The organism is Myxococcus xanthus, from assembly GCF_006402735.1.
In the GTDB taxonomy this organism is placed as follows: domain Bacteria; phylum Myxococcota; class Myxococcia; order Myxococcales; family Myxococcaceae; genus Myxococcus; species Myxococcus xanthus_A.
In genome coordinates this window covers 1,616,065-1,640,122 of record NZ_CP017174.1, presented here as the reverse complement: position 1 = coordinate 1,640,122, position 24,058 = coordinate 1,616,065, and the positions used below count along the sequence as shown (strand labels likewise).

The following is a 24,058-nucleotide window of genomic DNA, read 5'->3' as shown; positions in this document are numbered from 1 at the left end:
GCCCGGTGCGACCCCACGCGAGGGACGCCGGACGCCAAGCAAAAGGGCCGCCCACCTCGCGGCGGACGGCCCTCTGACTTTCATGGTGGATTGCCACCATCCGGGGAAAACGCCCCGGAGACCGGACTACTTCACGGCCTTCACGCGGCCGCGCTTCTCGCTGCCACCTTCGGCCGGCGCGGACTCGTCCGGCACCGCGGCGACGGGCGCACCCGACTTGCCGATGCCGTACTTCTCCAGCACGCGGCCTTCGATGTCCTTGGCAATCTCCGGGTGCTCGCGCAGGTAGTCCTTCACGTTCTCCCGGCCCTGGCCGATGCGCTCACCATTGAAGGAGAACCAGCTGCCGCTCTTCTCCACGATGTTCTCGTTGGAGGCGAGGTCGATGAGGTCGCCCTCACGGGAGATGCCCGTGCCGTACATGATGTCGAACTCGACTTCCTTGAACGGCGGCGCGACCTTGTTCTTCACCACCTTCACGCGGGTGCGGCTGCCCACCACGTTGTCGCCATTCTTGATGGCGCCGATGCGGCGGATGTCCAGGCGCTGCGACGCGTAGAACTTCAGCGCGTTACCGCCCGTGGTCGTCTCCGGGTTGCCGAACATCACGCCAATCTTCATGCGGATCTGGTTGATGAAGATGACGCACGTCTGGCTCTTGGAGATGGTGCCCGTCAGCTTGCGGAGCGCCTGGCTCATGAGGCGGGCCTGCACACCCATGTGCGCGTCGCCCATCTCACCCTCGAGTTCCGCCTTCGGCACGAGCGCGGCCACCGAGTCCACCACCAGCACGTCGATGGCGCCCGAGCGCACCAGCATCTCCGCGATTTCCAGCGCCTGCTCACCGGTGTCCGGCTGGCTCAGCAGCAGGTCATCGGTGCGCACGCCCAGCTTGCGCGCGTAGCCCACGTCCAGCGCGTGCTCCGCGTCCACGTAGCCGCAGATGCCGCCGCGCTTCTGCGCCTCGGCGACGATGTGGAGACACAGCGTCGTCTTACCGGACGACTCCGGCCCGAAGATTTCGATGATGCGGCCCTTGGGCACGCCACCCACGCCCAGGGCGATGTCCAGCGAGATGGAGCCCGTCGGGATGGCCTGAACGTCTCGCATCAGCGGCTCGTCGTTGCCGAGCCGCATGATGGACCCCTTGCCGAACTGGCGCTCCACCGCGGACATCGCCAGTTCGATCGCCTTTTCCTTCTCCTGATTCACGGCCATTGCTCGTAGCTCCTTGTATTGGCGAGCCACCCCGGCTCACCTGAACGCGCTTTTAGTACGCGATGGGTAGACCCTAGTCCACCCCTCTGACATCCGTGCTGCATCCTGCCGGTCAGCCCTCGCGGAGGGCAGCCAGGAAGGCGGCCACCAGCCCCGCCAATCCCACCCACAGCCCCGTGTGCGCCATGCCCAGGAGCGCCAGCACCGCCCCGACCAGGGAGACCAGGGTCAGCATCACCATCCCCACGCGGTACACGGGCGTCCGGGGCGGAGCAAGCCACAAGGCGGCCATCGCCAGCAGGGACAGCCCCACCTGCGAGGTGAGCAGGCTGGCGTCCCCTTTGGGGAACAGCGCTTCATGGACGACTTGCGCCCCAATGCCTCCCACCAACACCGCCATGCACGTACCTGGCTTCAGGCGCTGCGTCTTGCGCTGCAGGGTGTTGGCGCGCAGGTGCGCCAGGTCCTCGGGCTGGACTTCCAGGGCGTAGGGAAAGCCCAGGGACAGCAGGGCCTCCACCGCGGCCGCGCGGCAGGTGCGTCCCTTCGCATCCGCCAGTCCGGTGAGCCGCCCGCTCTCCAGCAGCCGCAGGAAGGTGTCCGCCACCAGCCGGTCTCCGCCCGTCCTGGCCATCCGGGACAGCTGGAGGTTCAGCCGCGCCGCCACCAGGGGACGCTCCGCCTCCGGCACCCGCCGGGCCTGCTCGGTCAGCACCAGCACCGGCAGGGGGAGGTCCAGCGGCGGCGTGGGCCTACCCCGGAGCAGGGGAACCGGAGTGGCTTCCGTCAGCACGGGCTCGGGCGGCGCCTCGTCCTCGTCCTCCATGGACCGCTGCGTGGGCGGATGTATGCGAGGCGCGTCGGGCACGGAGGAAACTGTAGCCACGGCTCCCGGGGAGGTTCAAAGCGAAGTGCCCCCGCAACTTTCACCGGGCAACGGGGTTGATGTCGGAGTGGACGGCGCGGATTCGGACGCACAGGCAATGCGGAGGGTGGCGGCGGGAGACCGGCGGGCCTTTGCCTCACGCGGAAACGACGAAGCCCGAGCCCCCTTCGCGGGAGCCCGGGCTTCTGGCGCTTCAGGTCCGAAGACGCGCGGCGGCTACTCCACCGTCACGCTCTTGGCCAGGTTGCGCGGCTGGTCCACGTCGTTCCCGCGCAGGTCCGCCACGTGGTAGGCGAGCAGCTGCAGGGGGATGGTGGCCACCACCGGCGCCAGCAGCGCGCAGGCCGCCGGAATCCGGATGACCTGGTCGGCCAGCGAGGCCACGTGCTCGTCGTCCTCGTCGATGATGGCAATCACCTTGCCACCGCGCGCGCGGACCTCCTCGATGTTGCCGATGATCTTCTCGTACGCGACGTGCGGCTGCTTCGGCGCGATGACCACCACCGGCATCTTCTCGTCGATGAGCGCGATGGGGCCGTGCTTCATCTCACCGCCCGCGTAGCCCTCCGCGTGGATGTACGAGATTTCCTTCAGCTTGAGCGCGCCCTCCAGCGCCACCGGGTGCATGGGGCCGCGGCCGAGGAAGAGGAAGTCCTGCGAGTCCATGTACTCACGCGACACGCGCGTCACGGCCGGCTCGCACTTGAGGACGTCCTCAATCATCTTCGGCACCTTCGTCAGCTGCGTCAGGTGCTCCTGTGCCGCCGGCACGGACAGGGTGCCACGCATGCGGCCCAGCTTGACGGCCAGCAGGTACAGGGCCACCAGCTGCGTGGTGAACGCCTTGGTGGACGCCACGCCAATCTCCGGGCCCGCGTTGGTGAGCACGGAGAAGTCGGCCTCGCGCGTCATCGCGCTGCCAATGACGTTGCAGATGGCCATGGCCGTGGCGCCGCGGGCCTTGGCCTCCTTGAAGGCCGCCAGCGTGTCCGCCGTCTCGCCCGACTGGCTGATGGCGATGGCCAGGTGCGTGCCGTCGACGATGGGGTCGCGGTAGCGGAACTCGCTCGCCAGCTCCACCTCGACCGGCAGGCGCGCCAGCGACTCAATCATGTGCTTGCCCGCGACACCGGAGTGCCACGACGTGCCGCACGCGAGGATGGTGATCTTGGTCAGCGAGCGGACCTTCTCCGCCGACAGGTTCCAGCCCTCGAAGTGGACATCGCCTTCCGACAGGAGCATCCGGCCGCGCAGCGTGTCCGCGACGGCGCGGGGCTGCTCCCAGATTTCCTTGTGCATGAAGTGCTTGTGGCCGCCCTTCTCCGCCATCATCGGCGTCCAGTCGATGCGGCGGGTGGGCCGGTTCACCTTCTGGCCCTGGCGGTTGAAGATGTCCACGGCCGCCGCGGTGATGACGGCCAGGTCACCCTCTTCCATGTAGACGAAGTCGCGCGTGTGCTCGAGCAGCGCCGGCACGTCGCTGGCCAGGAAGTTCTGCCCCTGGCCCAGGCCCAGCACCATGGGCGAGGCGTCCTTGGTGCAGACGATGCGGCTGGGGTCGCTGGCCGTCAGCACGGCCAGCGCGTAGGTGCCCTTCACCTGGGCAATGGCCGCGCGCACCGCGTCCGGCAGCTCCAGGCCGCGCTCCAGCTCTTCGGAGATGAGGTGCGCGAACACCTCCGAGTCCGTCTCCGAGGAGAAGACGTGCCCACGCGAGCGCAGCTGCACCTTGAGCGCCAGGTGGTTCTCGATGATGCCGTTGTGCACCACCGCCACGTCCTTGTACGTGTGCGGGTGCGCGTTCTCATCGGAGGGCCGCCCGTGGGTCGCCCAGCGGGTGTGCCCGATGCCGATGTTGCCCGGCGGCTGGTCCGCCACCACCCGGTTCTCCAGGTTGCGGAGCTTGCCCGTGGCCCGCACGACGTTGAGCTTGCGCTGATTCAGCACCGCAACGCCCGCCGAGTCATAGCCACGGTATTCGAGCCGCTTCAGGCCCGACACCAGGATGGGGGCTGATTCCTTGTCACCGACGTAACCAACAATCCCGCACATAGTTGCACCTCTCTCTCACGCCCACGCCCGCCGGAGCAATCCGCGGGATTCCCCTACATCCCTGCCGGGCAGCGCTCTGCCTGGTACCCAAGCAAGAGCCGCGCCGCCTATCCCGCCCGCGCTTTCGCCTGCCGCGCCTTCTTGGTGGCCACCCAGCCCTCCTTGGTCACCTGTGGCGTCCGGGACACAGCGAGGCTCCCAGGAGGCACATTTTTCGTCACCGTGGTGCCCGCGCCGACATACGAGCCGTCGCCGACCTTCACGGGCGCGACGAGCTGCGTGTCGGAGCCGATGAACACCCCATCACCCAGCTCAGTGAGGTGCTTGTTCACCCCGTCATAGTTACAGGTGATGGTGCCCGCCCCCACGTTGCACCCGGAACCAATGACAGCGTCCCCCAGGTACGTGAGGTGGTTGGCCTTCGAACCTTTTCCGATGCGGGCCTTCTTCGTCTCCACGAAGTTGCCCAGATGCACGTCCTCGGCCAGCTCCGTCCCGGGGCGCAGCCGCGAGAAGGGGCCAATGACGTTGCGCTCCCCCACCCGGGCCTCTTCCAGCACGGAGTAAGGCTTGATGATGGTGCCGTCCGCCACGGTGGAGGCATGCAGCACGCTGCCCTGACCAATAGTGCAGCCCTTGCCCACCACGGTGCCGGCGGCCAGCGTGACGGAGGGACCGATTTCGGTGTCGGGCCCCACGGTGACGCCTTCCTCGATGTAGGCGGTGGCGGGGTCCTGTAGCGAGACGCCGGCGCGCATGTGCGCCTCGTTGATGCGCTGCTGCAGCACGCGCGCGCGGGCGGCCAGCTCCACCCGGTCATTCACGCCAGCCGTCTCCGTGGCGTCCGCCTCCACCGAGCCCACCGGGCCCCGCTTCGCGGCCATCTCCACCAGGTCGGTGAGGTAGTACTCGCCCTGGGCGTTCTGGGGCTTGATTTCAGCCAGCGCCTTCCAGAGGAAGTCCGCGTCCACGGAGTAGATGCCGGCGTTGCACTCGCGCACCGCGCGCTGCTCCGGGGTGCAGTCCTTGTGCTCCACGATGCGCGTCACCTTGCCACCCTCGCGGATGACCCGGCCGTAGCCCGTGGGGTCCTCCAGGGTGGTGGACACCATGGCCAGCTTGCCGCCCGCCTGGTCATGGGCGGCCAACAGCGCCTCCAGCGTCTCGCGGCGCAGCAGCGGCACATCGCCGTAAAGAATGAGGACCCGTCCGGAGTACCCCTTCAGGGCCTCCTCGGCGGAGCGCACCGCGTCCGCCGTCCCGCGCTGCTCGCGCTGGAGCGCGAAGCGCAGGGGGGCATCCGGGAAGAGGCCTCGGACGGCCTTCTCCACCGCTTCCGCCTGGTGGCCCACCACGGGGACCACCGACGTGGCGCCCAGTTCAAGGGCCCGCTTGAGGGGATAGGCGCAAATGGGCCGACCGAGGATGGGGTGAAGGACCTTCGCCTTCTCCGACTTCATCCGCGTGCCCTTGCCCGCGCACAGCACCACCGCCGCCAGAACGCTCATGCGGCGGAGAATTAGGGACAGCCAATCGAGTCGTCAACCGCGCGCGGATCAGAAGGCGGGACGGTGTCCACCGGCCGTGCCTTCGCACTGACCGAGACGCACAGGGTGTTGCGCTGAATCGTGATGCCGAAGCTGGGCTTCAAGAAGACCGTCACCTCGGCCGCGGTAGGCGCGGCGCCAGGTAGGGCCTTTTTCTCGGGTATGGCTGGCGTGCTCATACGCTCCCCCGGACGCGATTCATGATGGGACCAGGATGCACGCCACCGGAGAACAATCCAAGAGGAAAAATGTTGTCAGGCTGAAATCCTGGTCCTGACCACACGGTTCGTGCATACCGGGACACATGTAGTCCGTCTGGTCCCCTGGCGTCGCCGGACTGGAGGGTAGGCTTTTGTCGCCCGGGTAACACACCACCCAGGACGAAAGCCAGCGATGGACTGTTCAGACAGCGCGAGGAGGGCTGAACCCGTGAAGGACACGAGCTTCCGCGGTGCGGTGCTGAGGCGAGGGCTGCTGGCCGCGGTGATGATGGTGGCGTGTGTGGCGCAGGCGGCGCGGCCCTACCGGGGTGGCGCGGTGGCCACGGCCTACCCGCAGGCGAGCGCGGCGGCGTTGGAGATGCTGGAGAAGGGTGGCAACGCCACGGACGCGGCGGTGGCGGCGGCCTTCGTGGCGGCGGTGGTGGGTCCCTACCACTCCGGCATTGGCGGCGGCGGCTTCGCGCTGGTGCACGACGCCAAGAGCGGCGACACGAAGGTGCTGGATTTCCGCGAGGTGGCCCCCAAGGCGGCCACGCGCGACATGTACGTGAAGGACGGCAAGGTGGTGCCGGGCCTGTCCACGGACGGCGCGCTGAGCGTGGCGGTGCCGGGCGCCGTCGCGGGCTACCTGGAGCTGCTCAAGGCGCACGGGAAGCTGAAGCCGGCGGTGGTGCTGGCGCCGGCCATCGCGGCGGCGCGCAAGGGCATGTGGGTGACGCCGCGCTACCGCACCATGGCGGAGGGCCGGCTGGCCTGTCTGAGCCGGGACGCGGAGGCCTCACGCGTGTTCCTGGTGAAGAACGCGCAGGGTCAGTGGGAAGCCCCGCCCGTGGGGCACGTCATCCGCCAGCCCGACCTGGCCCGCACGCTGTCCTCCATCGCGAAGGGAGGCGCCAAGGCCTTCTATGCGGGGCCGGTGGCGAAGGCCATCGCCACGTCGGTCCAGGCTGGCGGCGGCATCCTCACCCAGGAGGACCTCGCGGCCTATAAGACGCGGAGCGCCACGCCCCTGGAGGGCACGTACCGCGGCCACCGCATCCTCACCATGCCGCCGCCGAGCGCGGGGGGCGTGGCCGTCATCCAGGTGCTGACCGCGATGGAGCAACTGCGTCCCCAGGGGGTGACGTTCCGCGACGCGGAGGCGCTGCACCTCTACGCGGAAGCCGTGCGGCGGGCCTATGTGGACCGCGCGAAGTACCTGGGGGACCCGGCCTTCGTGGACGTGCCCCTGGCGCGGCTGGTGTCGCCCGGCCACGTCGCGGACCTGGCGGGCTCCATCGACCCGAAGAAGGCCACGCCCAGCGCGTCGCTGCTGGCGCCGAAGGAAGGCGTGCGGGGCTCCACGCTGACGGACGAGCCCGCCACCCTGACGCCCGAGCCGGAGAAGAAGAACACCACGCACATCTCCGTCATCGACAAGGACGGCAACGCGGTGGCGATGACGACCACGGTGAACTACGGCTTCGGCTCGTGCGTGGTGGCCACGGGCACCGGCGTGCTGCTCAACGATGAGATGGATGACTTCGCCGCGCAGCCGGGCGTGCCCAACGCGTACGGCCTGGTGACGGGCGAGCCCAACGCGATTGCGCCGGGCAAGGTGCCGCTGTCCTCCATGTCCCCCACGCTGGTGTTCTCCAAGGAAGACCCCCGGCGCGTCATGCTCGCGGTGGGCAGCCCTGGCGGCTCCACCATCCCCACCACCGTCATCCAGGTCATCAGCAACGTGGTGGACCACGGCATGGACGTGGCGCGCGCGGTGAACGAAGGCCGCGTGCATCACCAGTACCTGCCCGACGAGCTGTGGGTGGACAAGTGGGGCCTGGAGCCGGCGACGCTGTCCGTGCTGGAGGCCAAGGGCCACAAGGTGCGCCGCGTGGAGCAGTGGGGCGACGCGGAGGCCGTCTACAGCGACCCGAAGACGGGGCTGCGCTTCTCCGCGAGCGACCCGCGCAACGAGGGCGCCGCCCTGGGACAGGACTGAGCAGTGCCCACCCCACCGCCCATCTTCGACGCGCACCTCCATCCGGAGAGCCTGAGCGACCAGGATCTGGAGTCCATGCGCTTCTTCGGCGTGGAGCGGGCGCTGGTGGTGGCGCACCACTTCCCGGAGCCCACGTCCAAGGCGCTGCTGCGGCACTTCGATGACCTGGTGGAGCGCCAGCTTCCCCGGCTGGAGCGCCTGGGCATCCGCGCCTACGCGGCCCTGGGCGTCCACCCGCGCTGCATCCCCCGGCGCGGCTTGAGCGAGGTGCTGTCCGCGCTGCCCGACTACTTCCAGGGCGGGCGCGTGGTGGCACTGGGCGAGACGGGCCTGCACACGGGTGGCGAGGAGGAAGAAGAAGCCTTCCTGGAGCAGCTCGCGCTGGCCCGCAGCCTCAAGCTGCGCGTGGTGGTGCACACCCCCACCACGGACAAGGAGCGTCACACGCGGCGCATCCTCACGCTCCTGCGGCAGTCGGGCCTGCTGCCCTCGCGCGCGCTGGTGGACCACGCCAACGCCCGGACGGTGCGCACCATCCTGGAGGTGGGCCACTGGGCCGGGCTGACGCTGCACCCCGAGGCGCTCAAGGCCGAGCGCGCGGTGGTGCTGGTGCGGCGGCTGGGCAGTGAGCGGCTGATGCTCAACTCCGACGCGGGCGACGGCGCCGGGGACATCCTCGGCCTGGCGCGCGCCGCCAACCTGCTGGCCAAGGCCAGCCTGTCCCAGCGCATCGTCCGCCGCATCACCCACGAGAACGCCGCCCGCTTCTTCCAGGTGGGCAACTGACACTCGCGCGACGCAGCTCCGCCACCGTGGCCAGCGCCCGTTGACCCGGGTCCGCCATCCTCCGTGGCGGAATCTTTCGATGAAACGGCGCGCTCTTCGTCATTCCCATCGGGAGCACGCAGCGGAAATAGGCCGGTCCCCCGCACGTTGCCCCATCACCCGCGCTGGGAGTGGCACTTGCATCGCTTGGTCGTCTTCGTCGTCAGCCTCGCGCTCGCGGGCTGCGCTGGCCTGTCCTCCGCTCAGCGCCCTGCGTCATCCACCGAAACGCCGGTGCATTGCGCGCCGCGCGCCCTGGAGCCTGACGCGGGCCGCCAACTGACCGCCACATCCGGGCGCTTCCTGGCGACCTGCCTGTGCGACGTGCAACGGGCCTCGGCGCGCATCAACGCCTTGCTGTCACTGCCCGAGCCCCGGAACGTGGAGGCGGCCCTCACCGCCTACGACGACGCCATCGCGTTGCTGGATGATGCCAACGGCCGCGCGGGCATCGGTGCCAACACCCACCCGGACGCCGCGTTCCGCGCGGCGGCGGCGCGCTGCGGCCAGGCCGCGGATGGCATGCGCACGGACGTGTCGCTCAACCCCCACGTCTACGCGGCCCTCGCCGCGTTGGACCTGCGCGGACAGGACACCGCCACCCAGCGCTGGGTGGACCTGGTGCTGCGAAACTTCCGGCGCGCGGGGGTGAATCGGGACGCGGCCACCCGCGCGCGGCTGCGCGAGCTGAACGATGCGCTCACGCGGCTGGGCCAGACGTTCAGCCAGCACATCCGCGAAGACGTCCGGCACGTGGACGTGGCCCCCGAAGCGCTGGAGGGCCTCCCCGACGACTACCTCCGGGACCATCCGCCGGGACCCGACGGCCGGGTGCGCATCACCACCGACGCCTCCGACGCCCTGCCCGTCCTGACATACGCGCGCGACAGCAGCGCCCGCGAGGCGCTCTGGCGCGCGAGCCAGCAGCGCGGCCATCCCCGCAACCTGGAGACGCTGTCACGCCTGCTCCAGACGCGTCACGACCTGGCCACGCTCCTGGGCTATCCGAGCTGGGCCGCCTACGCGTCCGAGGACAAGATGGTCCGGCACCAGCACGTGGCCGAGGACTTCATCGAACAGCTCGCCACCGCCACCACCACGCGCGTGCAGGACGACTACGCCGCGCTGCTGGAGCGCAAGCGGCGCGACGTGCCCGGCGCGTCCCGCGTGGAGCCGTGGGAGCAGACATACCTCAAGGAACAGGTGCGCGCGGAGCGCTACCACTTCGACTCGCGCGAGCTGCGGCCCTACTTCGAATACACGCGGGTGAAGCAGGGCGTGCTGGACATCACCTCGCGGCTCTTCGGGCTCACCTACCGCCGCGTCCGGGATGCGCAGGTGTGGCACCCAGACATCGAGGCCTGGGACATCTACGAGGGCCCCACGCGCCTGGGGCGCTTCTACCTGGACATGCACCCGCGCCCGAACAAGTACGCCCATCCGGCGCAGTGGGACCTGGCCACCGGCCGCGCGGGGAGGACGCTTCCCGAGGGCGTGCTGACGGGCAACTTCCCGCGTCCCGGCGCCCACCCCGCGCTGCTCCAGCACTCCCAGGTGCAGACGTTCTTCCACGAGTTCGGCCACCTGCTGCACCACGTCCTCGGCGGCCGGGCGCGCTGGGCCGGCCTGTCCGGCTCGCGCACGGAGCGCGACTTCGTGGAGGCCCCCGCCCAGGTGCTGGAGGAGTGGGCCTGGCGCCCGGAGTCACTCCAGACGTTCGCCCGGCACGTCGTCACCGGCGAGCCGCTGCCCACGGAGACCATCCTCCGGATGCGGCGCGCGGACGCCTTCGGCAAGGGACTGTGGCTGCGCCAACAGCTCTTCTACGCGGCCGTCAGCCTCCAGCTCCACGCGAGCGACCCCGCCGGCGTGGACACCACCGCGCGGGTGAAGGCGCTCCAGGAGCGCTACATGCCCTTCCCCGCACTGGACGACACTTACCCCCATCTCTCCTTCGTCCAGCTCGACGGCTACTACTCCTCCGCGTACTACGCCTACCTCTGGTCGCTCGTCATCGCCCGGGACCTGCTCACACCCTTCCTGGAGCACAGGCTGATGGACGCCTCCACCGCCCAGCGCTACCGGGACACCGTGCTGGGTCCGGGCGGCTCTCGCGACGCGGCGGACCTGGTCCGGTCATTCCTGGGCAGGGACTACGGCTTCGAGGCGTATACCCGTTGGCTGGACGACGCCTGACGCTGCTCGTCAGGGCCTGTAAAAACCAAGGGCCCCGCGATGTGAATCGCGAGGCCCCTTGTGTTGTGAATCCGTCAACCCGTTGACACTCCGCTCACGCGGAGGCAGCGCTCAGTGCACCGAGGGTGCGGCCACCGTCTGCTCGGGCTGCAGGGTGATGCCCTGGGAGCCCGCATCGAAACGGACCTGCACGGGGACGCCCTGATAGCGGTACTGGGCCAGGGAGTCAGCCGCCTCGTCGAGCTGGCGCTGATAGCGCTCCTCGAGCTCCACGGCGATCAGCAGCATCGTCTCGCCCGCGTCCTCGACGCCCGGGCGGTACACCTGGCACCGCTGGAACCGCGCCCAGCGACCGTTCTCCATCTTCACCAGCTCGCCGTCGTAAGCCATGCGCAGCTCCTCTGCCGTAAATCCAACGGAATCCAATGTAGGGCCGGATTAACTCCGTGTCATCCCCCCACTTGAAAATTCGTCAAAACCCTAGAAGTCCAAGGGGTTACAAGCACAAATGGCAGGCATCCAGGCGAGGAGCCAGGGGCAACTGCTCAAAAATGTAAATTGAGCGGGCCGTCAACGTGGTTAAGGCCGGCCTCGCGGGGCGGTGGCACGGAAGCAGTGCGTCACCTATGCTTTGGGGGAGATGAAGCTGCCCGGGCTGTTTCGCAAAGAGCGCACCACCATCCAGGCCGCCGACGCGCAGGACCATGCCGAGCGGCTCCTCGCCGAGTCGCTGCGCATGCTGGGCCAGGTCTGCGCCAAGGTCGCCGACGCCATCGAGGCGCAGCGGCTGTCCCGCCAGGGGTACCCGCACAACACCTACCTGCGACGGACCGACGGGGACGAGGACGACACCGTCAAGAAGGCGTAGACGGGTGGCTCGCCATGGCCACCGACTCCGACGCTGACGTGCCCGTCCCTTGTCTGGCCTCCGCGCCCACGTGGCGGGATTCCGGCATCCGCATGCCCATGCCCGCCCTCCAGGACACGGAGGGCCCTCGCCTGCCCAAAGGACTGCCTCCCGTGGTGGACGCGCACGTCCACCTCTTCCCGGACCGGGTGTTCGAGGCGGTGTGGCGCTGGTTCGACCAGTACGGCTGGCCCATCCGCTACAAGCTGCACACGCGGCAGGTCGTGTCCTTCCTCCTGTCGCGGGGGGTCCACCGGGTGGTGGCGCTGCATTACGCCCACCGGCCAGGCATGGCCCGCGCGCTCAACGCCTACGTGGCGGAGGTGGCCCGGGAAGAGCCTCGTGTGCTGGGGCTCGCCACCGTGCTCCCGGGCGAACCCGATGCCACGGTCGTGTTGGAAGAGGCGTTCGACGCGGGCCTGCGTGGGGTGAAGATTCATTGCCACGTCCAATGTTTCTCCCCTGACGCGCCGCACCTTCACGAGGTGTATGCCGCGTGCGCGAAGGCGGGCCGTCCGCTCGTCATGCACGCGGGACGGGAGCCCTCCAGTCCCCACTACAACTGCGACACCTACGCGCTCTGCGCCGCGGAGCGGGTGGAGCGTGTGCTGAAGGACCATCCCACGCTGAAGCTGTGCGTGCCCCACCTGGGCGCGGACGAGTTCGACGCCTATGCGCGGCTGCTCGAGCGGCACGACAACCTCTGGCTGGACACCACCATGGCCCTGGCCGGCTACTTCCCCGTTCCCATCCCCCGCCGCGCGCTGGAGGTCCGGCCCGAGCGCATCCTCTACGGCACGGACTTTCCCAACATCCCCTATGCGTGGGACCGTGAGCTGCGGACGATGCTGGGGATGAAGTTGGATGACGCGGTACTCGCGGGCATCCTGGGGCAGAATGCGCTCCAGCTTTACGGAGCGTGAGCCCCGTGGGCATCCGGCCCCGGATGCATGCCTCGTCCTCACGGGCCGTTCGCTGTTGAAAAGCATCGGGGCCCCTTCCGGAATGGAAGAGGAGTTCCCATCATCCTGCCCATAGAATTTCGCGGCGACACACCCAGCCGCAGCTTCCGAGGCCCTGCCATGTCCCACATCCTGGTCGTCGATGACGACGCGAGCCACCGCACGCTCATCTGCGATGCCCTCGAGGAAATGGGCTATCCCACGGTTCAAGCGGCCAACGGTCGTGAGGCGCTGGACCTGCTGGAGGGAGACATGCCCTCCGCCGTGCTGCTCGACTTGAGGATGCCAGTCATGAGCGGTTGGGGATTGCTCGACGCACTCAAGAAGATGCCCCGTGCGCGGGGTCTGCCCATCATCATCATCTCCGGCTACGGCTTCGAATGGGAGGCCGAGCTCGTGGGCGCCGCGGGCTACATCTCCAAGCCCGTGGACCTGGACAAGGTGCGGATGACGGTGCAGCAGATTGCCGGTCCGCCGGAGATGTCGTTCGTCCACTGAGACGGCACCGTAGGAGCCGGCGGGCATCCCCCTGTTGACGGGTGGGGATTGTCCCCTGGTGCCGGGCTCGGGTGAGATGGAGGGCATTCCATGACGCCCTCTCCCACTGATGACCTGGCGGTCGACGCCCGCGGACTGCAGAAGCGCTTTGGCGGCTTCAGCGCGCTCAACGGCCTGGACTTGCAGATTCCCCGCGGCGCCTTCTACGCGTACCTGGGCCCCAACGGGGCCGGGAAGTCCACCAGCATCGCCTTGCTGACGGGGGTGTACGGCCCCGACGCGGGCTCCATCCGGATGCTCGGGGTGGACGCGGTGGCCAGGCCCATGGAAGTGAAGCGCCGCGTCGGCGTGGTGCCGGAGGAGCTGAGCCTCTTCGAGCGGCTCACCGGCCGGCAGTACCTCACCTTCTGCGCGCGCATGTACGGGCTGGACGGCGACGAGGCCGCCGCGCGCGCCACCGAGCTGCTGGAGCTGACGGAGCTCACCTACAAGGCGGGCGCGCTGGTGGCGGAGTACTCCAAGGGCATGCGCCGGAGGCTCGCCATCGCCGCGGCGCTGATCCACGCGCCGGAGCTGGTGCTGCTGGACGAGCCCTTCGAAGGCATCGACGTGCTGGCCGCCGGTGTCATCCGCGAGCTCCTGCGCGAGCTGAGCCGGCGCGGGGTGACGCTGCTGCTCACCACGCACGTGCTGGAGATCGCCGAGCGGCTGGCCACGCACGCGGGCATCATCCGCGGCGGCCGCATGCTGGACCAGGGTCCGGTGGGCTCGCTGCTGTCGCGTTACGAGTGCCCGTCGTTGGAGGCGGTGTTCGAGAAGCTCATCTCCGTGCCGGCCTCGCGCAACGCGCGCCTGTCCTTCTACGGTGAGGCGCCCGCGTCCGTGACGCCGCTGCGCCAGGAGACCGCATGAGCCGCCCCGCCGTGCCCGGCTTCTTCCGGCACCTGTGGCTGCTGTGGGGGCTGCGCTTCGACATCGGGTTGAATCAGGGCCCCGGACGCAGCCGGATGCTCGCGGTGGCCGCCTTCGCTGCGTCGAGCGCGCCGGGCCTCTTCCTGGGCCTGACGTTCTTCGCGCTGATGCGGCTGCGGCCCATCGCGCAGAGCGACGTGTGGCCCTACTTCATCCTCAACCTGCTGTGCTTCGTCACCTTCTCGGTGTGGGTGACGTGGCCGCTGTTGTCCGCGGGCGTGGATGACCACTCCGAGCTGAGCCGCTACGCCGCCTTCCCCATCTCCCCCTTCCGGCTGCTCATCGCGTCGACGGTGGCCAGCCTCTTCGAGCCGCGCGCGCTCGTCTTCTACGCGCCGCTCACCGGGGCCGCGCTGGGCTTCGCGTCCGTCTACGTGCTGTACATGCCGTGGATGGCGGTGGTCCTCTACGTTCTCTTCGCGCTCCTGTGCGCGGCCTGGAGCCGGGTGGCGCTGTACGCCGTCATCAACGTGCTGCGGGCGAAGCACAGCGCGGAAATCATGGGCGGCGGGCTGGCGCTCTTCCTCCTGGCCGCGTCGTTCATCCCGCCCATCGACACCTCGTGGCTGACGGCGGTGGGCGAGGCGGGCGTGGACGCGCTGGACATGTCCCTCATCATCAACGCGGCGGTGGCGCTTGGCCGCGTGCCCCCGGGGCTCTTCGGAGACGCGCTGGCGCAGCTCGCCTGGCACCGGCCCCGGGTGGCCATGCTGGAGGCGGCGGCGCTGCTCTTCTTCGCGGGCGTGGGCATGGCGGTGGCCTACGCGCTGCTGATGCGCTTCCACCGGCAGGCGGGCCGCGCGGGGGGCTCGCGCAAGGACTCGGGGGACAGCAACCCGTTCGCCACCACGCGGACGCGCTACACCACGCTGGTGACGCGCGAGGCCCTGGACCTGTGGCGCAACCCGCGCGCGCGGCTGCTGGCATCGGTGCCCTTCATCCTGGCCATCCTGCTGAAGCTGCTGTCCGGAAGGGACTTGTTCGTGTTCCTCCTGGGCGGCTCGGCGGATGCGTGGCTGATGGGGGGCCTGTGCATCTACGGCGCGGTGGTGATTGCGTCCACGTTCTCCCAGAACACCTTCGCGTATGACGGACAGGGCTTCGCGGCCTTCCTGGCGGCGCCCCTGGACCTGGCGGACGTGCTGCGCGCGAAGAATCAAGTGCAGGGCGCGGCGGCGCTCGGGATGGCGGCGATGGTGGCGCTCTTCTACCGGGTGTACTTCGGCTTCGGCACCGGGCTGGACATGCTGTGCGCCATGGCGGCCGTGGGAGCCGTGGTGCCCATGCTGCTGGCCGCGGGCAACTTCCTGTCGCTGTACTTCCCGGTGAAGTTCCACGCGAGCCTCAAGCGAAGGGACAAGGTTCCGCTGACGGCCTCCATGCTGGGCATCCTCGCGGCCAGCGCGGGCTGCATGCCCTTCGGCTGGGCGCTCAAGCTGGCGGGCAAGGAAGGTCCCACGTGGCACACGGCGGCGATGATTCTCCTGGCCGCCGCGTTGAACGTGGCGCTGTATCGCGGGGTGCTTCCCCTGGCGCTGCGGCTGCTGGAGCGGCGGCGTGAAGTGGTGCTCCAGGCGGTGACGCGGGAGTAGCGCGCGCGGCCCTCCCGGGGGTGATAGACGGAGGGGCCATGCCCATCGCCGAGCTGAACGGACAGGGAATCTACTTCGAGGACTCCGGTGGAAACGGCCGGCCCATCATCCTGGGTCATGGATTCCTGATGGACCACCGGATGTTCGACGCGCAGGTGGCGGCGCTGGCCCCCGAGTTCCGCGTCATCCGCTGGGATGCCCGCGGCTTCGGGCAGACGCGTTGGGACGGAAAGCCCTTCACGCCGTGGGACTCGGCCGCGGACTGCGTGGGCCTGTTGGACCACCTGGGCATCGAACGGGCCGTCGTGGGCGGCATGTCCCAGGGCGGCTACAGCGCGCTGCGCGTGGCGCTGAAGCACCCCGAGCGCGTCCGGGCGCTGGTGCTGCTGAGCACCCGGGGCACCAACGACGACGCACCCACCTGCGCCGCATACCAACAGTCCGCCGACATCTGGAAGACACAGGGCCCCATCGACCCGCTGGTGCAGGGGCTGGCGCAGGCCATCATCGGGGACACGCGCTACTTCGACACCTGGCTACCGCGCTGGCGGAAAATCCCCGGCGGACACTTCGCCAACGCCATCCGCTCGCTCATCGACCGGGACGACATCTCCGGGCGGCTGATGGAGATTCGCTGCCCCGCCATCGTCTTCCACGGGCTGGAGGACCACGGCATGCCTCCGGTCCACGGCGAGCACCTGCACCAGACGCTGCCCGGCAGCGTGCGCTTCGTCCCGGTTCCCGGCGCCGCGCACGCGGCGAGCATGACGCACCCGGAAGACGTCAATCCGGCGCTGCTGGAGTTCCTGCGCGCCCACGCCTGACACGCGAAAGCCGCGGACGCCTCCAAGCGCGCCCGCGGCTTCCTGTCCCCCGCTTCACTGACGCTCAGTAGGCGATGTTGTAGCGGGCGGCCTGCGCCTTCACGCCCTTCATCACGTTGGCGTCGAAGGCGTCCTCCTTCTCGGGAGCGTTCTTCGTCAGCCACGCCTCGCGCTCCGCGGCCAGCGTCTCCGCCTTCTTCTCCAGCGCCTTCTTCTCCTCGGAGAGCGCCTTCACCTTCGCGGCCTGCGCCTCCTTGGACAGGCCCTTGAGTTCGGAGGGGAGCTCGTCCGCTTTCACGCCATCCAGCGCGGACGGCGCCTCCACCAGGTCCACCGCGCCGCCCACCGCCTTGGGCGCGCTGCTCGCGGGGGCTCCTGCGGCCCCACCGCCGCGCGTCTTCTTCATGTAGCTGATGCGCTCGGCCGCCGCCTCCGGCGCCAGCGCACCCATGGAAGCGGCGCGCGCCATGTTCTCCGCCTGGACCTCCCTGCGGCCCGTGTAGAGCGTCTTGGTGGCCAGCTCCGCGTTCACCTTCGCCAGCTCCGCGTCATACGGCGTGGCGACGGCGACCATGCCACCGCCCTGGTCAATGGTGTCGAAGGTGCCGTCCGTCAGCTTCGCCACGAACCGCCACGACGCCTCCGTCTCGGCATCCCCGCCGCACCGCACGGTGTTCACGACGATGTGCTTCTCCCGGGCCTTCTTCGCCCAGTGCTTGAAGTCCCAGTCGTCGTTGCGCTGCGCCGGGGGCGCGTCCCCCACCAGGAAGATGGCCTTCATCACCTCCCGGTTCTTGCTCCAGGACAGCTTGGACACGGCCTCGCCCAGCCCGCGCCCCACGTGCTCGGGCGTATCCCCGCCGCCACCCGCCTCGAACTTGCGCAGGTTGGCGAACACCGTGTCCAGGTCGTCGCTCAGGTCGAAGCGCTTCGTGACGTAGTCGTCGCCCACGTCGCGGTAGGCCACCAGCCCCACCTTCAGGTGCGGCGTCGGACGGCCCTGCGCGATGCGCGAGGCGATGGAGTAGATCTTCCGCTTCGCTCCCTCCAGCAGCCCGCTCATCGAGCCCGTCGTATCCAGCACGAACACCACTTCAATCTCCGGCCGGGCGGCGGCGGGGACCTGCTGCTGGGACGGCGCCGGCTGCGCGGGCTTCTGGTTCGGAGCGGGCTTCGCCTGAGCGGCCGGCGTCGCCGTCTTGGCGGGCGCGGGCTTCTCCACGGGCTTGAAAATCGGGCTCTCCTCGGCCAGGGACAGGGCAGCGGACAGAGCGGTGACGAGCGCGGCCGACAGCGCGGCGCGCGACAGGGACTTGCGGTCCATGGCGTTCTCCAAGGGGAAGGACGACAGCGAGGTTCGAAACGAACGACTTCGCCCCCGGGTCTACGCCCCCGGTCGATTTCTCACACGCGCCGCCGGTTGCACCCGCCCTGCCCTGGCGTTAGGGCTCCTTCCGCGTGCGCGTCTTCCATTCGGACAGCTACGAAGTCCCGTTGCCTCCCGGCCACCGCTTCCCCATGGAGAAGTACCGACTGCTGCGCGAGGCGCTCCTGGAGCGGGGCGTGCTCTCCCCGGAATCCCTCACCGAATCCACGCCCTGCCCACGCCAGGACCTCGCGCGCGTCCACACGCCCCGCTACCTCGACGCGCTGTCCCAGGGCACCCTCACCGACGCCGAGCAACGGCGCCTCGGCTTCCCCTGGTCGCCCGAGTTGGTGCGGCGCTTCTCCGCCGCGGTGGCCGGCACCGTCGACGCGGCTCGCGCGGCGCTCCAGGACGGCATCGGAGGCAACCTCTCCGGCGGCACGCACCACGGCTTTCCGGACCACGGCGAGGGCTTCTGCGTCTTCAATGACATCGCGGTGGCCATCCGCGTGCTCCAGGCCTCGCGCGACATCCGCCGGGCCGTGGTGGTGGACCTGGACGTCCACCAGGGCAACGGCACCGCCGCCGTCTTCACCGGCGACGACTCCGTCTTCACCTTCTCCATGCACGGAGAGAACAACTTCCCCTTCCGCAAGCAGCCCTCCCACCTCGACGTGGGCCTGCCGGACGGCACCGGAGACGCGGCGTATCTGGACGCGCTCGCCCTGCACCTGCCCGAGGTGCTCGACAGCGCGGGCGCCTGCATCCTCTTCTTCCAGGCGGGCGTGGACCCGCTCGCGGAAGACGCGCTGGGACGGCTGTCCCTCACTCACGCCGGACTGAGAGCGCGAGACAGGCTGGTGCTGGAGGCCGCACGCCAGCGGGGCATCCCCGCGGTGCTCACCCTGGGCGGCGGCTACGCGAAACCTCTGTCCGCCACGATTGATGCGCACGTGGGCACCTACGAGGTGGCTCGTGCGTTGTTCCGCTGAGCCCGCCTGCTCTGGAGCGGCTTGCCCAGGTGCCACGGTGGACGGATGCTGGCACTCACCAGGAGATTCAAGAACATGACCCCATCCCTCCGCCGGTCCCTCATCGGGAGCCTGTTCCTCGTCGGCAGCGCGCTCGCTTTGTCCTGCGGCAGCGACGGGCCCTTCTTCCGCATCGCCTTTGACCTCCCCGACACCCTCACCGCTATTCCGGGTGAGAGCCTTCCGGTGGACATCACCGTGCGGCGCGAGGGCGACGACCAGAGCGCGTTCCGCATCAACCTCCAGAATGCGCCCGAGGGCGTGACGCTCGCGCCGGAAATCGCCCTGCCCGAAGGCGAGCCCAGCGTCACCGCGACCGCCACCTATTCGGTGGCGCAGGACACGCAGGCCCGGGGCATGATGCGCGCCCTGCTGATGGCCACCAACGCCGCGGAGACGTTCGCGGCCAGCGCCAACATCTTCCTCGTCATCCTTCCGCCGCCCGTGGCCCAGCCGGACTTCTCCGTCACCATCGAGCCGCGCCAGTTGGACCTGTTCGCCGGTCAGAACGAGAAGGTGCGCATCACCGTGACGCGGGCGGAGGGCTTCACCGGCCCCGTCACCGTCGCCCTGGAATCGCCCACCCGCCGCATCAGCATGCCCACGGTCACCATCCCCGCGGACCAGACGTTCGTGGAGCCCTACATCGACACCGACCGAGGCATGACCCGCGTGCCCGTCGCCGCCTCCATCATCGCCACCAGCGAGGACGGACGGCAGGCCAGCACGGGCACCACCATCAACGTGCGCTAGCACCGCCACGCGAGGCGCACGCCGCGGCCCTCCAGAGCAGCCTGCTGAGCATGAGCCCACCCGCTGGAATCAGGGAGCTTCGTCCCGGAGCCGCGTCATGCCCGAATCAATTTGAGAGCCCACCCCGGCCAACCTGAAATCCCTCGTCAGACGGACGACGGGGCCCCGTCCAGCGCCGGGGCCTGCACGCACGACAGCGGTGCACGAAGGGGCCTGGGAGGGATACCTTGAAGACAGCCATGAGCATTTCACCCACCCGCCGGCAGGCCGCGCTGGACGCCCTCAAGCTGGACGACGAGTCCCTCCTGAAGGCGTGTGAGGTGGACTACTTCATCGCCTCGGGCCCGGGGGGACAGCACCGCAACACCACCGCCAGCGGCGTGCGCCTCACGCATGCCCCCACCGAGCTGTCCGTCAGCGCCACCGAGCGCCGCAGCCAGGTGCAGAACAAGGGAGTGGCGCTGGAGCGTCTGCGCGAGGGACTCAAGGTCCTCACATTCGTGCCCAAGGTGCGGCGGGCCACCAAGCCCACCGCCGGCTCCAAGCGGCGGCGCCTGGAAGGCAAGAAGCGCACCTCCGAAAAGAAGGCCCTGAGAAACAGCAAATCTGGCTGGTAACCCAGGGTCCATTCGGACTCCAGCCACCCTGTCGCCGGACAGTCAGGGTGCGCCTAAAGTTTGCGGGCTCGCAGACATTGCAAGGTCGCCTGCTGCTCGTAGGGACCTCCTCCTGGAACTTTGCCGTGGAGTGTCGGGGGCTTGGCTCACCAGGCGGGGAGGCACGAGGTGTGCAGAAACACCCCGCGTGTCTCCATTGCCCCAGCCCCCAGGGGTCATTGTGCCCGCAGGACATTCCCCCATGCCCTTGCTCACGGTTTTTCCGACACCTTCCCTGAAGTACCGTTCCCGCGCGCCCCGCTGGAAGCTGTGGGCACCCCTGGCGCTGACGCTGGCCGCCTCCGCCGCGTGGGCCCAGGACGCCGCCACCGACACCCCCGCCGCCGCGCCCGCGCCGGACTACGCCGTCGAGGCGAAGAACGCTCAGCCGTCCGGCCTGGTGGTGCGGGTGGCGCCCCTTCATCAGACGCAGTTCATCGTGGAGAACGCCGAGCGCGTGAGGGTCCAGGCCTCCGCGGTGGTCGAGGCGTCGCTCGGTGAGCCGAATCAAATCATGGTCCAGGGGCTGAGCCTGGGCGTGTCCGAGGTGCTCGTGTGGCGCCAGGGCACCAGGCAGCCCCTGAGCGTGCGCGTGGAGGTCGCCAAGTGAGCCGGCGCGACGCACGCGGAATGACGCTGCTGGAGGTCAGCATCGTCCTCGCCATCATCGCGGTGCTGGCCGCGCTGGCCTACGCGGGCTACGCGCAGCTCAGCGCGCGGGCGGGTCCGCAGAACGCGGCCGCCGACCTGTCCGGCGCGCTCGCCGAGGCCCGGGCTCGCGCCGTGGACCGTCAGGCCGACGTGTGGCTCATCATCTACCCGGACATCAATCCGGAGGGTCAGGCCAGCGCGGGCCATGGCGCCTGGTTCCTGCTGGAGGACCGCCTGCGCAACTTCGGAGACGCCGCGGGCGCCGGCGGACAGCTGAGCTTCGGCACCTTCTCGCCCCCGCTGGACATCCAGCCCTCCGCGGACCAGGGCCGGTTGATGGACGCCATGTACCTGGACCGCTACTCGCAGCGCACCGTGCGCTTCGGCGCCAGCGGCAACCTGGCGTGGACCGGCATCTTCGAGGGACTGGCCGCCACGGACTGCAGCTTCTGCAGCGGCGCGCCGCGGCGGGGCGCCATCGTCTTCCGCGGTGACGGCTCCGCGCGCTTCGTGGACGGCGCGGGCCAGCCAGTCATCCCCGCCGGCAACGGCACCGTGAACCGGGCCGCGTCGCTGGCACTTCTCTCCACCGACGGGCAGCGCGAATACCTCTTCGCCGTCTCCGCGCCCGTTGGCTTCGTCGACATGAGGGTCAACCGATGAGGCGCCTGAATCCCGCATCCCGCCGCGCCCACATGCGCGGCGCCACGCTCATTGAAGGCATGGCGGCCGCCGCCATCCTCGCCATGGGCATCAGCGGCGTCTTCGGCGGGCTCATCTTCGCCAGCCAGCAGAACGCCGCCGCCAACCGCCTGTCGCAGGCCAGCGCCATCGCCTCGCAGGTGCGCTCCGGCCTCCAGCTCCAGGGCCGCTCCCGCCTCTTCGCCGGCGCCGGGCCGCTGTCCGGCGCGCGCTGCGCCGGCGCCGCGGAGACGCTCGAGCTGGCCGGCGGCCTCTCCACCCTGCCCGACGCGTGCGTCGTGGACCTGGACGCCTTCGAGACCGCGACCGGCGACCCGCTGCTCCGCGTGGTGCCGGGTTACTCGCCGGAGGAGAGCGAACACTACCGCCGCGTCCTCGTGTGGACGCCGGCGCAGGCCATCGACTCGGTCGCGGTGGTGGTGTCCTTCCGCAGCGCCGGCCAGCGTCGCTACGTCAAGCAGTTCGTCGCGCTCTACAACCCGGCGGAGAACGGCGCGGGGGTGGAACTGTGAGCACGTCCAGGACGCACGCGCGACGCGGCTTCACGCTCATCGAGTTGCTGGTAGGCATCACCGTCTCCTCGGTGGTGCTGCTGGCGGTGGCGGGGACCATCATCGCCGTCAACAACATCTTCCAGAACAACACCATCTCCAAGACGGCAGTCGAAGGCAGCCGCGTGGGCTCCGACTACCTCAACCGCACCCTGCGCTACGCGGGCTACGGTCTGGACCCGGCCATCGCCTTCAACTTCGACACGGTGGGCCTGCCCGGGGACCGCAAGGACAACTACACGGAGGAAGTGGAGGGCTGGGGCAACTTCGTCACCGACGACCTGGCCTTCCGCTACCGCGACCCCATGTTCCTGCGCCGTGGCCAGCTCGACGGCACCGGGACGGAGCCCTTCCAATTGGAGCTGGAGCCCGCCGCGACCTTCGGCCAGCCGCTGCGCCAGGGGCAGGCCGTGCTCATCGCCTGCCCGGGTGGCCAGGACTACTTCCTGGGACGCCTGACGGCGGACGTGCCCGCGGACGGCACCGCCGCCTCGCTGGACACCGCGCTCGCCGCGGGCCTCCCGGGCGACGTGCCCAAGTCCTGCATGGCGGACGCCACCCGCATGCCCTTCGTCATGCTGGTGCATGAGAAGCGGCTGCGCGTGGAGGCGTACGGTGGCCGCCCGTACCTGGTGGTGAGGCACGGCTGGGCGCAGAACGCCGACTTCGACCCCATCGCCGTGGACGTGGAGTCCTTCCAGGTCAGCTACCAGATGAACCGGCCGCCCGCGAACTCCGCGTGCTGCGCCGGCCTGCCCGCGCCCGACGGCGCCGTGGGCAGCGGCATGGCCTGGGTGCTGGGTGACGAGGATTCCGTCGTGCTGCCCAAGTACGACGCCGACGTTCCGCCGCCCACGTACAGCACGCCGTACGACGCGCCCCTCCGCTACAACATGAACCCGGCCAACATCCGCTCGGTGGGCGTGGGCCTCACGGTGCGCTCGGTGCGCCCGCTGCCTTCCGGCAAGAAGAACCAGGGCCGCAAGCTCTTCAACGCGGACCCCGTGAATCCCGAGGACATGTTCTTCCGCACCACCGTGGAGACGTCTCTCCGCATTCCCAACATGACGTCCCGCGCCTTCTTCATCCCCGAGCTGCGCTCCGAAGGCGTCGCCGGTGACATCAAGAACGTCTGGGGAGGCTAGCCACCATGACTCACTTCGCCGCACGCCGGGGCAGCGCCCTGGCCATCACCCTGATTGCCCTGACGGTGCTGCTGCTGCTCGTGGTGGGCGCCATCACCTTCACCGGCCGCAACCAGTCCGCCGCCGTGGCCAAGACGCGCAGCGACCGCGTGGAGGCCTGCGCGGAGACGGCGCGGCGCTACCTCCTGTCGCGGCTGAAGGTGTTCGGCACCGGCGCGGTGCCCGTCACCAACATCAGCCTGGAGCAGGTGCTGCAAGACGACCAGGTCGTCGCCGACAGCAGCATCATGCGCACCGCCCACCTGGGTGACACCGCGTCGGCGCCCACGGCGGCGGTGCTCGCCTCGTCCTCGTTCAGCAGCGGAAAGGACCAGGTGAGTGACGCGGCCAACACCCTTCGAGAAGGCACGGCCGGCGGCAGCTACTACCGCGTGGTCGTCATGTGTGACGAACCCGGAGGCCGGCAGGCCGAGACCGAGTTCGTCTTCCGCTTCGGCATCTGACCCCTTCCGACTCCGCCCT

At 69.6% G+C, this 24,058-nt stretch carries 23 protein-coding genes; 17 read left to right on the top strand and 6 right to left on the bottom strand.

Going from position 1 to position 24,058, the window contains the following annotated elements; translation table 11 throughout:
* Nucleotides 1-126 precede the first annotated feature (126 nt).
* The 4 genes from recA to glmU all read right to left on the bottom strand — a co-directional run bounded on the left by recA (nucleotide 127) and on the right by glmU (nucleotide 5,676).
* Nucleotides 127-1,218 carry a recombinase RecA gene (gene recA / locus BHS09_RS06990; RefSeq protein ID WP_140788397.1) on the bottom strand — a complete coding sequence of 364 codons (1,092 nt, stop codon included), beginning with the start codon at nucleotides 1,216-1,218 and terminating at the stop codon, nucleotides 127-129.
* A 112-nt stretch (nucleotides 1,219-1,330) separates the two neighbouring features.
* Nucleotides 1,331-2,044, bottom strand: coding sequence for a hypothetical protein (locus BHS09_RS06985; protein WP_237080218.1), 714 nt, complete (start codon nucleotides 2,042-2,044; stop codon nucleotides 1,331-1,333).
* Between the two features lie 276 nt (nucleotides 2,045-2,320).
* Complete coding sequence (gene glmS, locus BHS09_RS06975; protein WP_140788393.1) at nucleotides 2,321-4,156, bottom strand: glutamine--fructose-6-phosphate transaminase (isomerizing); 1,836 nt, start codon at nucleotides 4,154-4,156, stop codon at nucleotides 2,321-2,323.
* Nucleotides 4,157-4,263: 107 nt separating this feature from the next.
* Nucleotides 4,264-5,676 (bottom strand): bifunctional UDP-N-acetylglucosamine diphosphorylase/glucosamine-1-phosphate N-acetyltransferase GlmU, encoded by a 1,413-nt coding sequence (gene glmU, locus BHS09_RS06970; RefSeq protein ID WP_418764036.1) that lies wholly within the window; start codon nucleotides 5,674-5,676, stop codon nucleotides 4,264-4,266.
* A 420-nt stretch (nucleotides 5,677-6,096) separates the two neighbouring features.
* On the opposite strand from glmU, the gene ggt reads away from it, so the two are divergent.
* The 3 genes from ggt to BHS09_RS06950 all read left to right on the top strand — a co-directional run bounded on the left by ggt (nucleotide 6,097) and on the right by BHS09_RS06950 (nucleotide 10,926).
* Nucleotides 6,097-7,905 carry a gamma-glutamyltransferase gene (gene ggt, locus BHS09_RS06960; RefSeq protein WP_140797491.1) on the top strand — a complete coding sequence of 603 codons (1,809 nt, stop codon included), beginning with the start codon at nucleotides 6,097-6,099 and terminating at the stop codon, nucleotides 7,903-7,905.
* A gap of 3 nt (nucleotides 7,906-7,908) precedes the next feature.
* Nucleotides 7,909-8,691 (top strand): TatD family hydrolase, encoded by a 783-nt coding sequence (locus BHS09_RS06955; RefSeq protein WP_140788385.1) that lies wholly within the window; start codon nucleotides 7,909-7,911, stop codon nucleotides 8,689-8,691.
* 177 nt (nucleotides 8,692-8,868) lie between these two features.
* Nucleotides 8,869-10,926 (top strand): M3 family metallopeptidase, encoded by a 2,058-nt coding sequence (locus BHS09_RS06950; protein WP_140797490.1) that lies wholly within the window; start codon nucleotides 8,869-8,871, stop codon nucleotides 10,924-10,926.
* Nucleotides 10,927-11,037: 111 nt separating this feature from the next.
* Here the strand turns inward: BHS09_RS06950 and BHS09_RS06945 are convergent, their stop codons facing one another.
* Nucleotides 11,038-11,316: a hypothetical protein gene (locus BHS09_RS06945; RefSeq protein ID WP_140788381.1), complete on the bottom strand. Its 279-nt coding sequence runs from the start codon at nucleotides 11,314-11,316 to the stop codon at nucleotides 11,038-11,040.
* A 250-nt stretch (nucleotides 11,317-11,566) separates the two neighbouring features.
* On the opposite strand from BHS09_RS06945, the gene BHS09_RS06940 reads away from it, so the two are divergent.
* The 6 genes from BHS09_RS06940 to BHS09_RS06915 all read left to right on the top strand — a co-directional run bounded on the left by BHS09_RS06940 (nucleotide 11,567) and on the right by BHS09_RS06915 (nucleotide 16,681).
* Nucleotides 11,567-11,794: a hypothetical protein gene (locus BHS09_RS06940; protein WP_140796366.1), complete on the top strand. Its 228-nt coding sequence runs from the start codon at nucleotides 11,567-11,569 to the stop codon at nucleotides 11,792-11,794.
* 14 nt (nucleotides 11,795-11,808) lie between these two features.
* The gene (locus tag BHS09_RS06935; protein ID WP_140797489.1) at nucleotides 11,809-12,756 is read left to right on the top strand and encodes an amidohydrolase family protein; all 948 of its coding nucleotides are present in this window, start codon (nucleotides 11,809-11,811) and stop codon (nucleotides 12,754-12,756) included.
* 159 nt (nucleotides 12,757-12,915) lie between these two features.
* Nucleotides 12,916-13,293 (top strand): response regulator, encoded by a 378-nt coding sequence (locus tag BHS09_RS06930; RefSeq protein ID WP_140788377.1) that lies wholly within the window; start codon nucleotides 12,916-12,918, stop codon nucleotides 13,291-13,293.
* Nucleotides 13,294-13,383: 90 nt separating this feature from the next.
* Nucleotides 13,384-14,205 carry an ABC transporter ATP-binding protein gene (locus BHS09_RS06925; RefSeq protein WP_140788375.1) on the top strand — a complete coding sequence of 274 codons (822 nt, stop codon included), beginning with the start codon at nucleotides 13,384-13,386 and terminating at the stop codon, nucleotides 14,203-14,205.
* A complete protein-coding gene (locus BHS09_RS06920) occupies nucleotides 14,202-15,857 on the top strand; it encodes a hypothetical protein (RefSeq protein WP_140788373.1) in 1,656 nt (551 codons plus the stop codon). The genes BHS09_RS06925 and BHS09_RS06920 overlap by 4 nt, the downstream gene beginning before the upstream one ends.
* Before the next feature lie 38 nt (nucleotides 15,858-15,895).
* On the top strand, nucleotides 15,896-16,681 hold the full coding sequence (locus BHS09_RS06915; RefSeq protein ID WP_140797488.1) for an alpha/beta fold hydrolase: 786 nt from the start codon (nucleotides 15,896-15,898) through the stop codon (nucleotides 16,679-16,681).
* A 64-nt stretch (nucleotides 16,682-16,745) separates the two neighbouring features.
* On the opposite strand, the gene BHS09_RS06910 is transcribed toward BHS09_RS06915, so the two are convergent.
* Nucleotides 16,746-18,005 carry a vWA domain-containing protein gene (locus BHS09_RS06910; RefSeq protein WP_174259993.1) on the bottom strand — a complete coding sequence of 420 codons (1,260 nt, stop codon included), beginning with the start codon at nucleotides 18,003-18,005 and terminating at the stop codon, nucleotides 16,746-16,748.
* A gap of 134 nt (nucleotides 18,006-18,139) precedes the next feature.
* Between BHS09_RS06910 and BHS09_RS06905 the strand changes: the two genes are divergently transcribed.
* The 8 genes from BHS09_RS06905 to BHS09_RS06870 all read left to right on the top strand — a co-directional run bounded on the left by BHS09_RS06905 (nucleotide 18,140) and on the right by BHS09_RS06870 (nucleotide 24,039).
* Nucleotides 18,140-19,039 (top strand): histone deacetylase family protein, encoded by a 900-nt coding sequence (locus BHS09_RS06905; protein WP_140788367.1) that lies wholly within the window; start codon nucleotides 18,140-18,142, stop codon nucleotides 19,037-19,039.
* Nucleotides 19,040-19,114: 75 nt separating this feature from the next.
* A complete protein-coding gene (locus BHS09_RS06900) occupies nucleotides 19,115-19,831 on the top strand; it encodes a COG1470 family protein (protein ID WP_237078098.1) in 717 nt (238 codons plus the stop codon).
* 239 nt (nucleotides 19,832-20,070) lie between these two features.
* Entirely contained in the window at nucleotides 20,071-20,448 is a 378-nt protein-coding gene (locus tag BHS09_RS06895; RefSeq protein WP_026113834.1) for a peptide chain release factor family protein, read from the top strand.
* A gap of 241 nt (nucleotides 20,449-20,689) precedes the next feature.
* The gene (locus BHS09_RS06890; RefSeq protein WP_140788363.1) at nucleotides 20,690-21,097 is read left to right on the top strand and encodes a pilus assembly protein N-terminal domain-containing protein; all 408 of its coding nucleotides are present in this window, start codon (nucleotides 20,690-20,692) and stop codon (nucleotides 21,095-21,097) included.
* Complete coding sequence (locus tag BHS09_RS06885) at nucleotides 21,094-21,801, top strand: prepilin-type N-terminal cleavage/methylation domain-containing protein (protein WP_140788361.1); 708 nt, start codon at nucleotides 21,094-21,096, stop codon at nucleotides 21,799-21,801. The genes BHS09_RS06890 and BHS09_RS06885 overlap by 4 nt, the downstream gene beginning before the upstream one ends.
* On the top strand, nucleotides 21,798-22,352 hold the full coding sequence (locus BHS09_RS06880) for a type IV pilus modification PilV family protein (RefSeq protein WP_140788359.1): 555 nt from the start codon (nucleotides 21,798-21,800) through the stop codon (nucleotides 22,350-22,352). The genes BHS09_RS06885 and BHS09_RS06880 overlap by 4 nt, the downstream gene beginning before the upstream one ends.
* Nucleotides 22,349-23,536 (top strand): PilW family protein, encoded by a 1,188-nt coding sequence (locus tag BHS09_RS06875; protein WP_140788357.1) that lies wholly within the window; start codon nucleotides 22,349-22,351, stop codon nucleotides 23,534-23,536. The genes BHS09_RS06880 and BHS09_RS06875 overlap by 4 nt, the downstream gene beginning before the upstream one ends.
* 5 nt (nucleotides 23,537-23,541) lie before the next feature.
* Entirely contained in the window at nucleotides 23,542-24,039 is a 498-nt protein-coding gene (locus tag BHS09_RS06870) for a hypothetical protein (protein ID WP_140788356.1), read from the top strand.
* The last annotated feature ends 19 nt before the right edge of the window (nucleotides 24,040-24,058 follow it).

Excerpts from the sequence above, each read along its gene's own strand:
- recA (WP_140788397.1), bottom strand. The coding sequence starts at position 1,218 with ATGGCCGTGAATCAGGAGAAGGAAAAGGCGATCGAACTGGCGATGTCC.
- BHS09_RS06985 (WP_237080218.1), bottom strand. The coding sequence starts at position 2,044 with ATGGAGGACGAGGACGAGGCGCCGCCCGAGCCCGTGCTGACGGAAGCC.
- glmS (WP_140788393.1), bottom strand. The coding sequence starts at position 4,156 with ATGTGCGGGATTGTTGGTTACGTCGGTGACAAGGAATCAGCCCCCATC.
- ggt (WP_140797491.1), top strand. The coding sequence starts at position 6,097 with ATGGACTGTTCAGACAGCGCGAGGAGGGCTGAACCCGTGAAGGACACG.
- BHS09_RS06945 (WP_140788381.1), bottom strand. The coding sequence starts at position 11,316 with ATGGCTTACGACGGCGAGCTGGTGAAGATGGAGAACGGTCGCTGGGCG.
- BHS09_RS06940 (WP_140796366.1), top strand. The coding sequence starts at position 11,567 with ATGAAGCTGCCCGGGCTGTTTCGCAAAGAGCGCACCACCATCCAGGCC.
- BHS09_RS06935 (WP_140797489.1), top strand. The coding sequence starts at position 11,809 with ATGGCCACCGACTCCGACGCTGACGTGCCCGTCCCTTGTCTGGCCTCC.
- BHS09_RS06930 (WP_140788377.1), top strand. The coding sequence starts at position 12,916 with ATGTCCCACATCCTGGTCGTCGATGACGACGCGAGCCACCGCACGCTC.
- BHS09_RS06925 (WP_140788375.1), top strand. The coding sequence starts at position 13,384 with ATGACGCCCTCTCCCACTGATGACCTGGCGGTCGACGCCCGCGGACTG.
- BHS09_RS06920 (WP_140788373.1), top strand. The coding sequence starts at position 14,202 with ATGAGCCGCCCCGCCGTGCCCGGCTTCTTCCGGCACCTGTGGCTGCTG.
- BHS09_RS06915 (WP_140797488.1), top strand. The coding sequence starts at position 15,896 with ATGCCCATCGCCGAGCTGAACGGACAGGGAATCTACTTCGAGGACTCC.
- BHS09_RS06910 (WP_174259993.1), bottom strand. The coding sequence starts at position 18,005 with ATGGACCGCAAGTCCCTGTCGCGCGCCGCGCTGTCGGCCGCGCTCGTC.
- BHS09_RS06900 (WP_237078098.1), top strand. The coding sequence starts at position 19,115 with ATGACCCCATCCCTCCGCCGGTCCCTCATCGGGAGCCTGTTCCTCGTC.
- BHS09_RS06895 (WP_026113834.1), top strand. The coding sequence starts at position 20,071 with ATGAGCATTTCACCCACCCGCCGGCAGGCCGCGCTGGACGCCCTCAAG.
- BHS09_RS06890 (WP_140788363.1), top strand. The coding sequence starts at position 20,690 with ATGCCCTTGCTCACGGTTTTTCCGACACCTTCCCTGAAGTACCGTTCC.
- BHS09_RS06880 (WP_140788359.1), top strand. The coding sequence starts at position 21,798 with ATGAGGCGCCTGAATCCCGCATCCCGCCGCGCCCACATGCGCGGCGCC.
- BHS09_RS06870 (WP_140788356.1), top strand. The coding sequence starts at position 23,542 with ATGACTCACTTCGCCGCACGCCGGGGCAGCGCCCTGGCCATCACCCTG.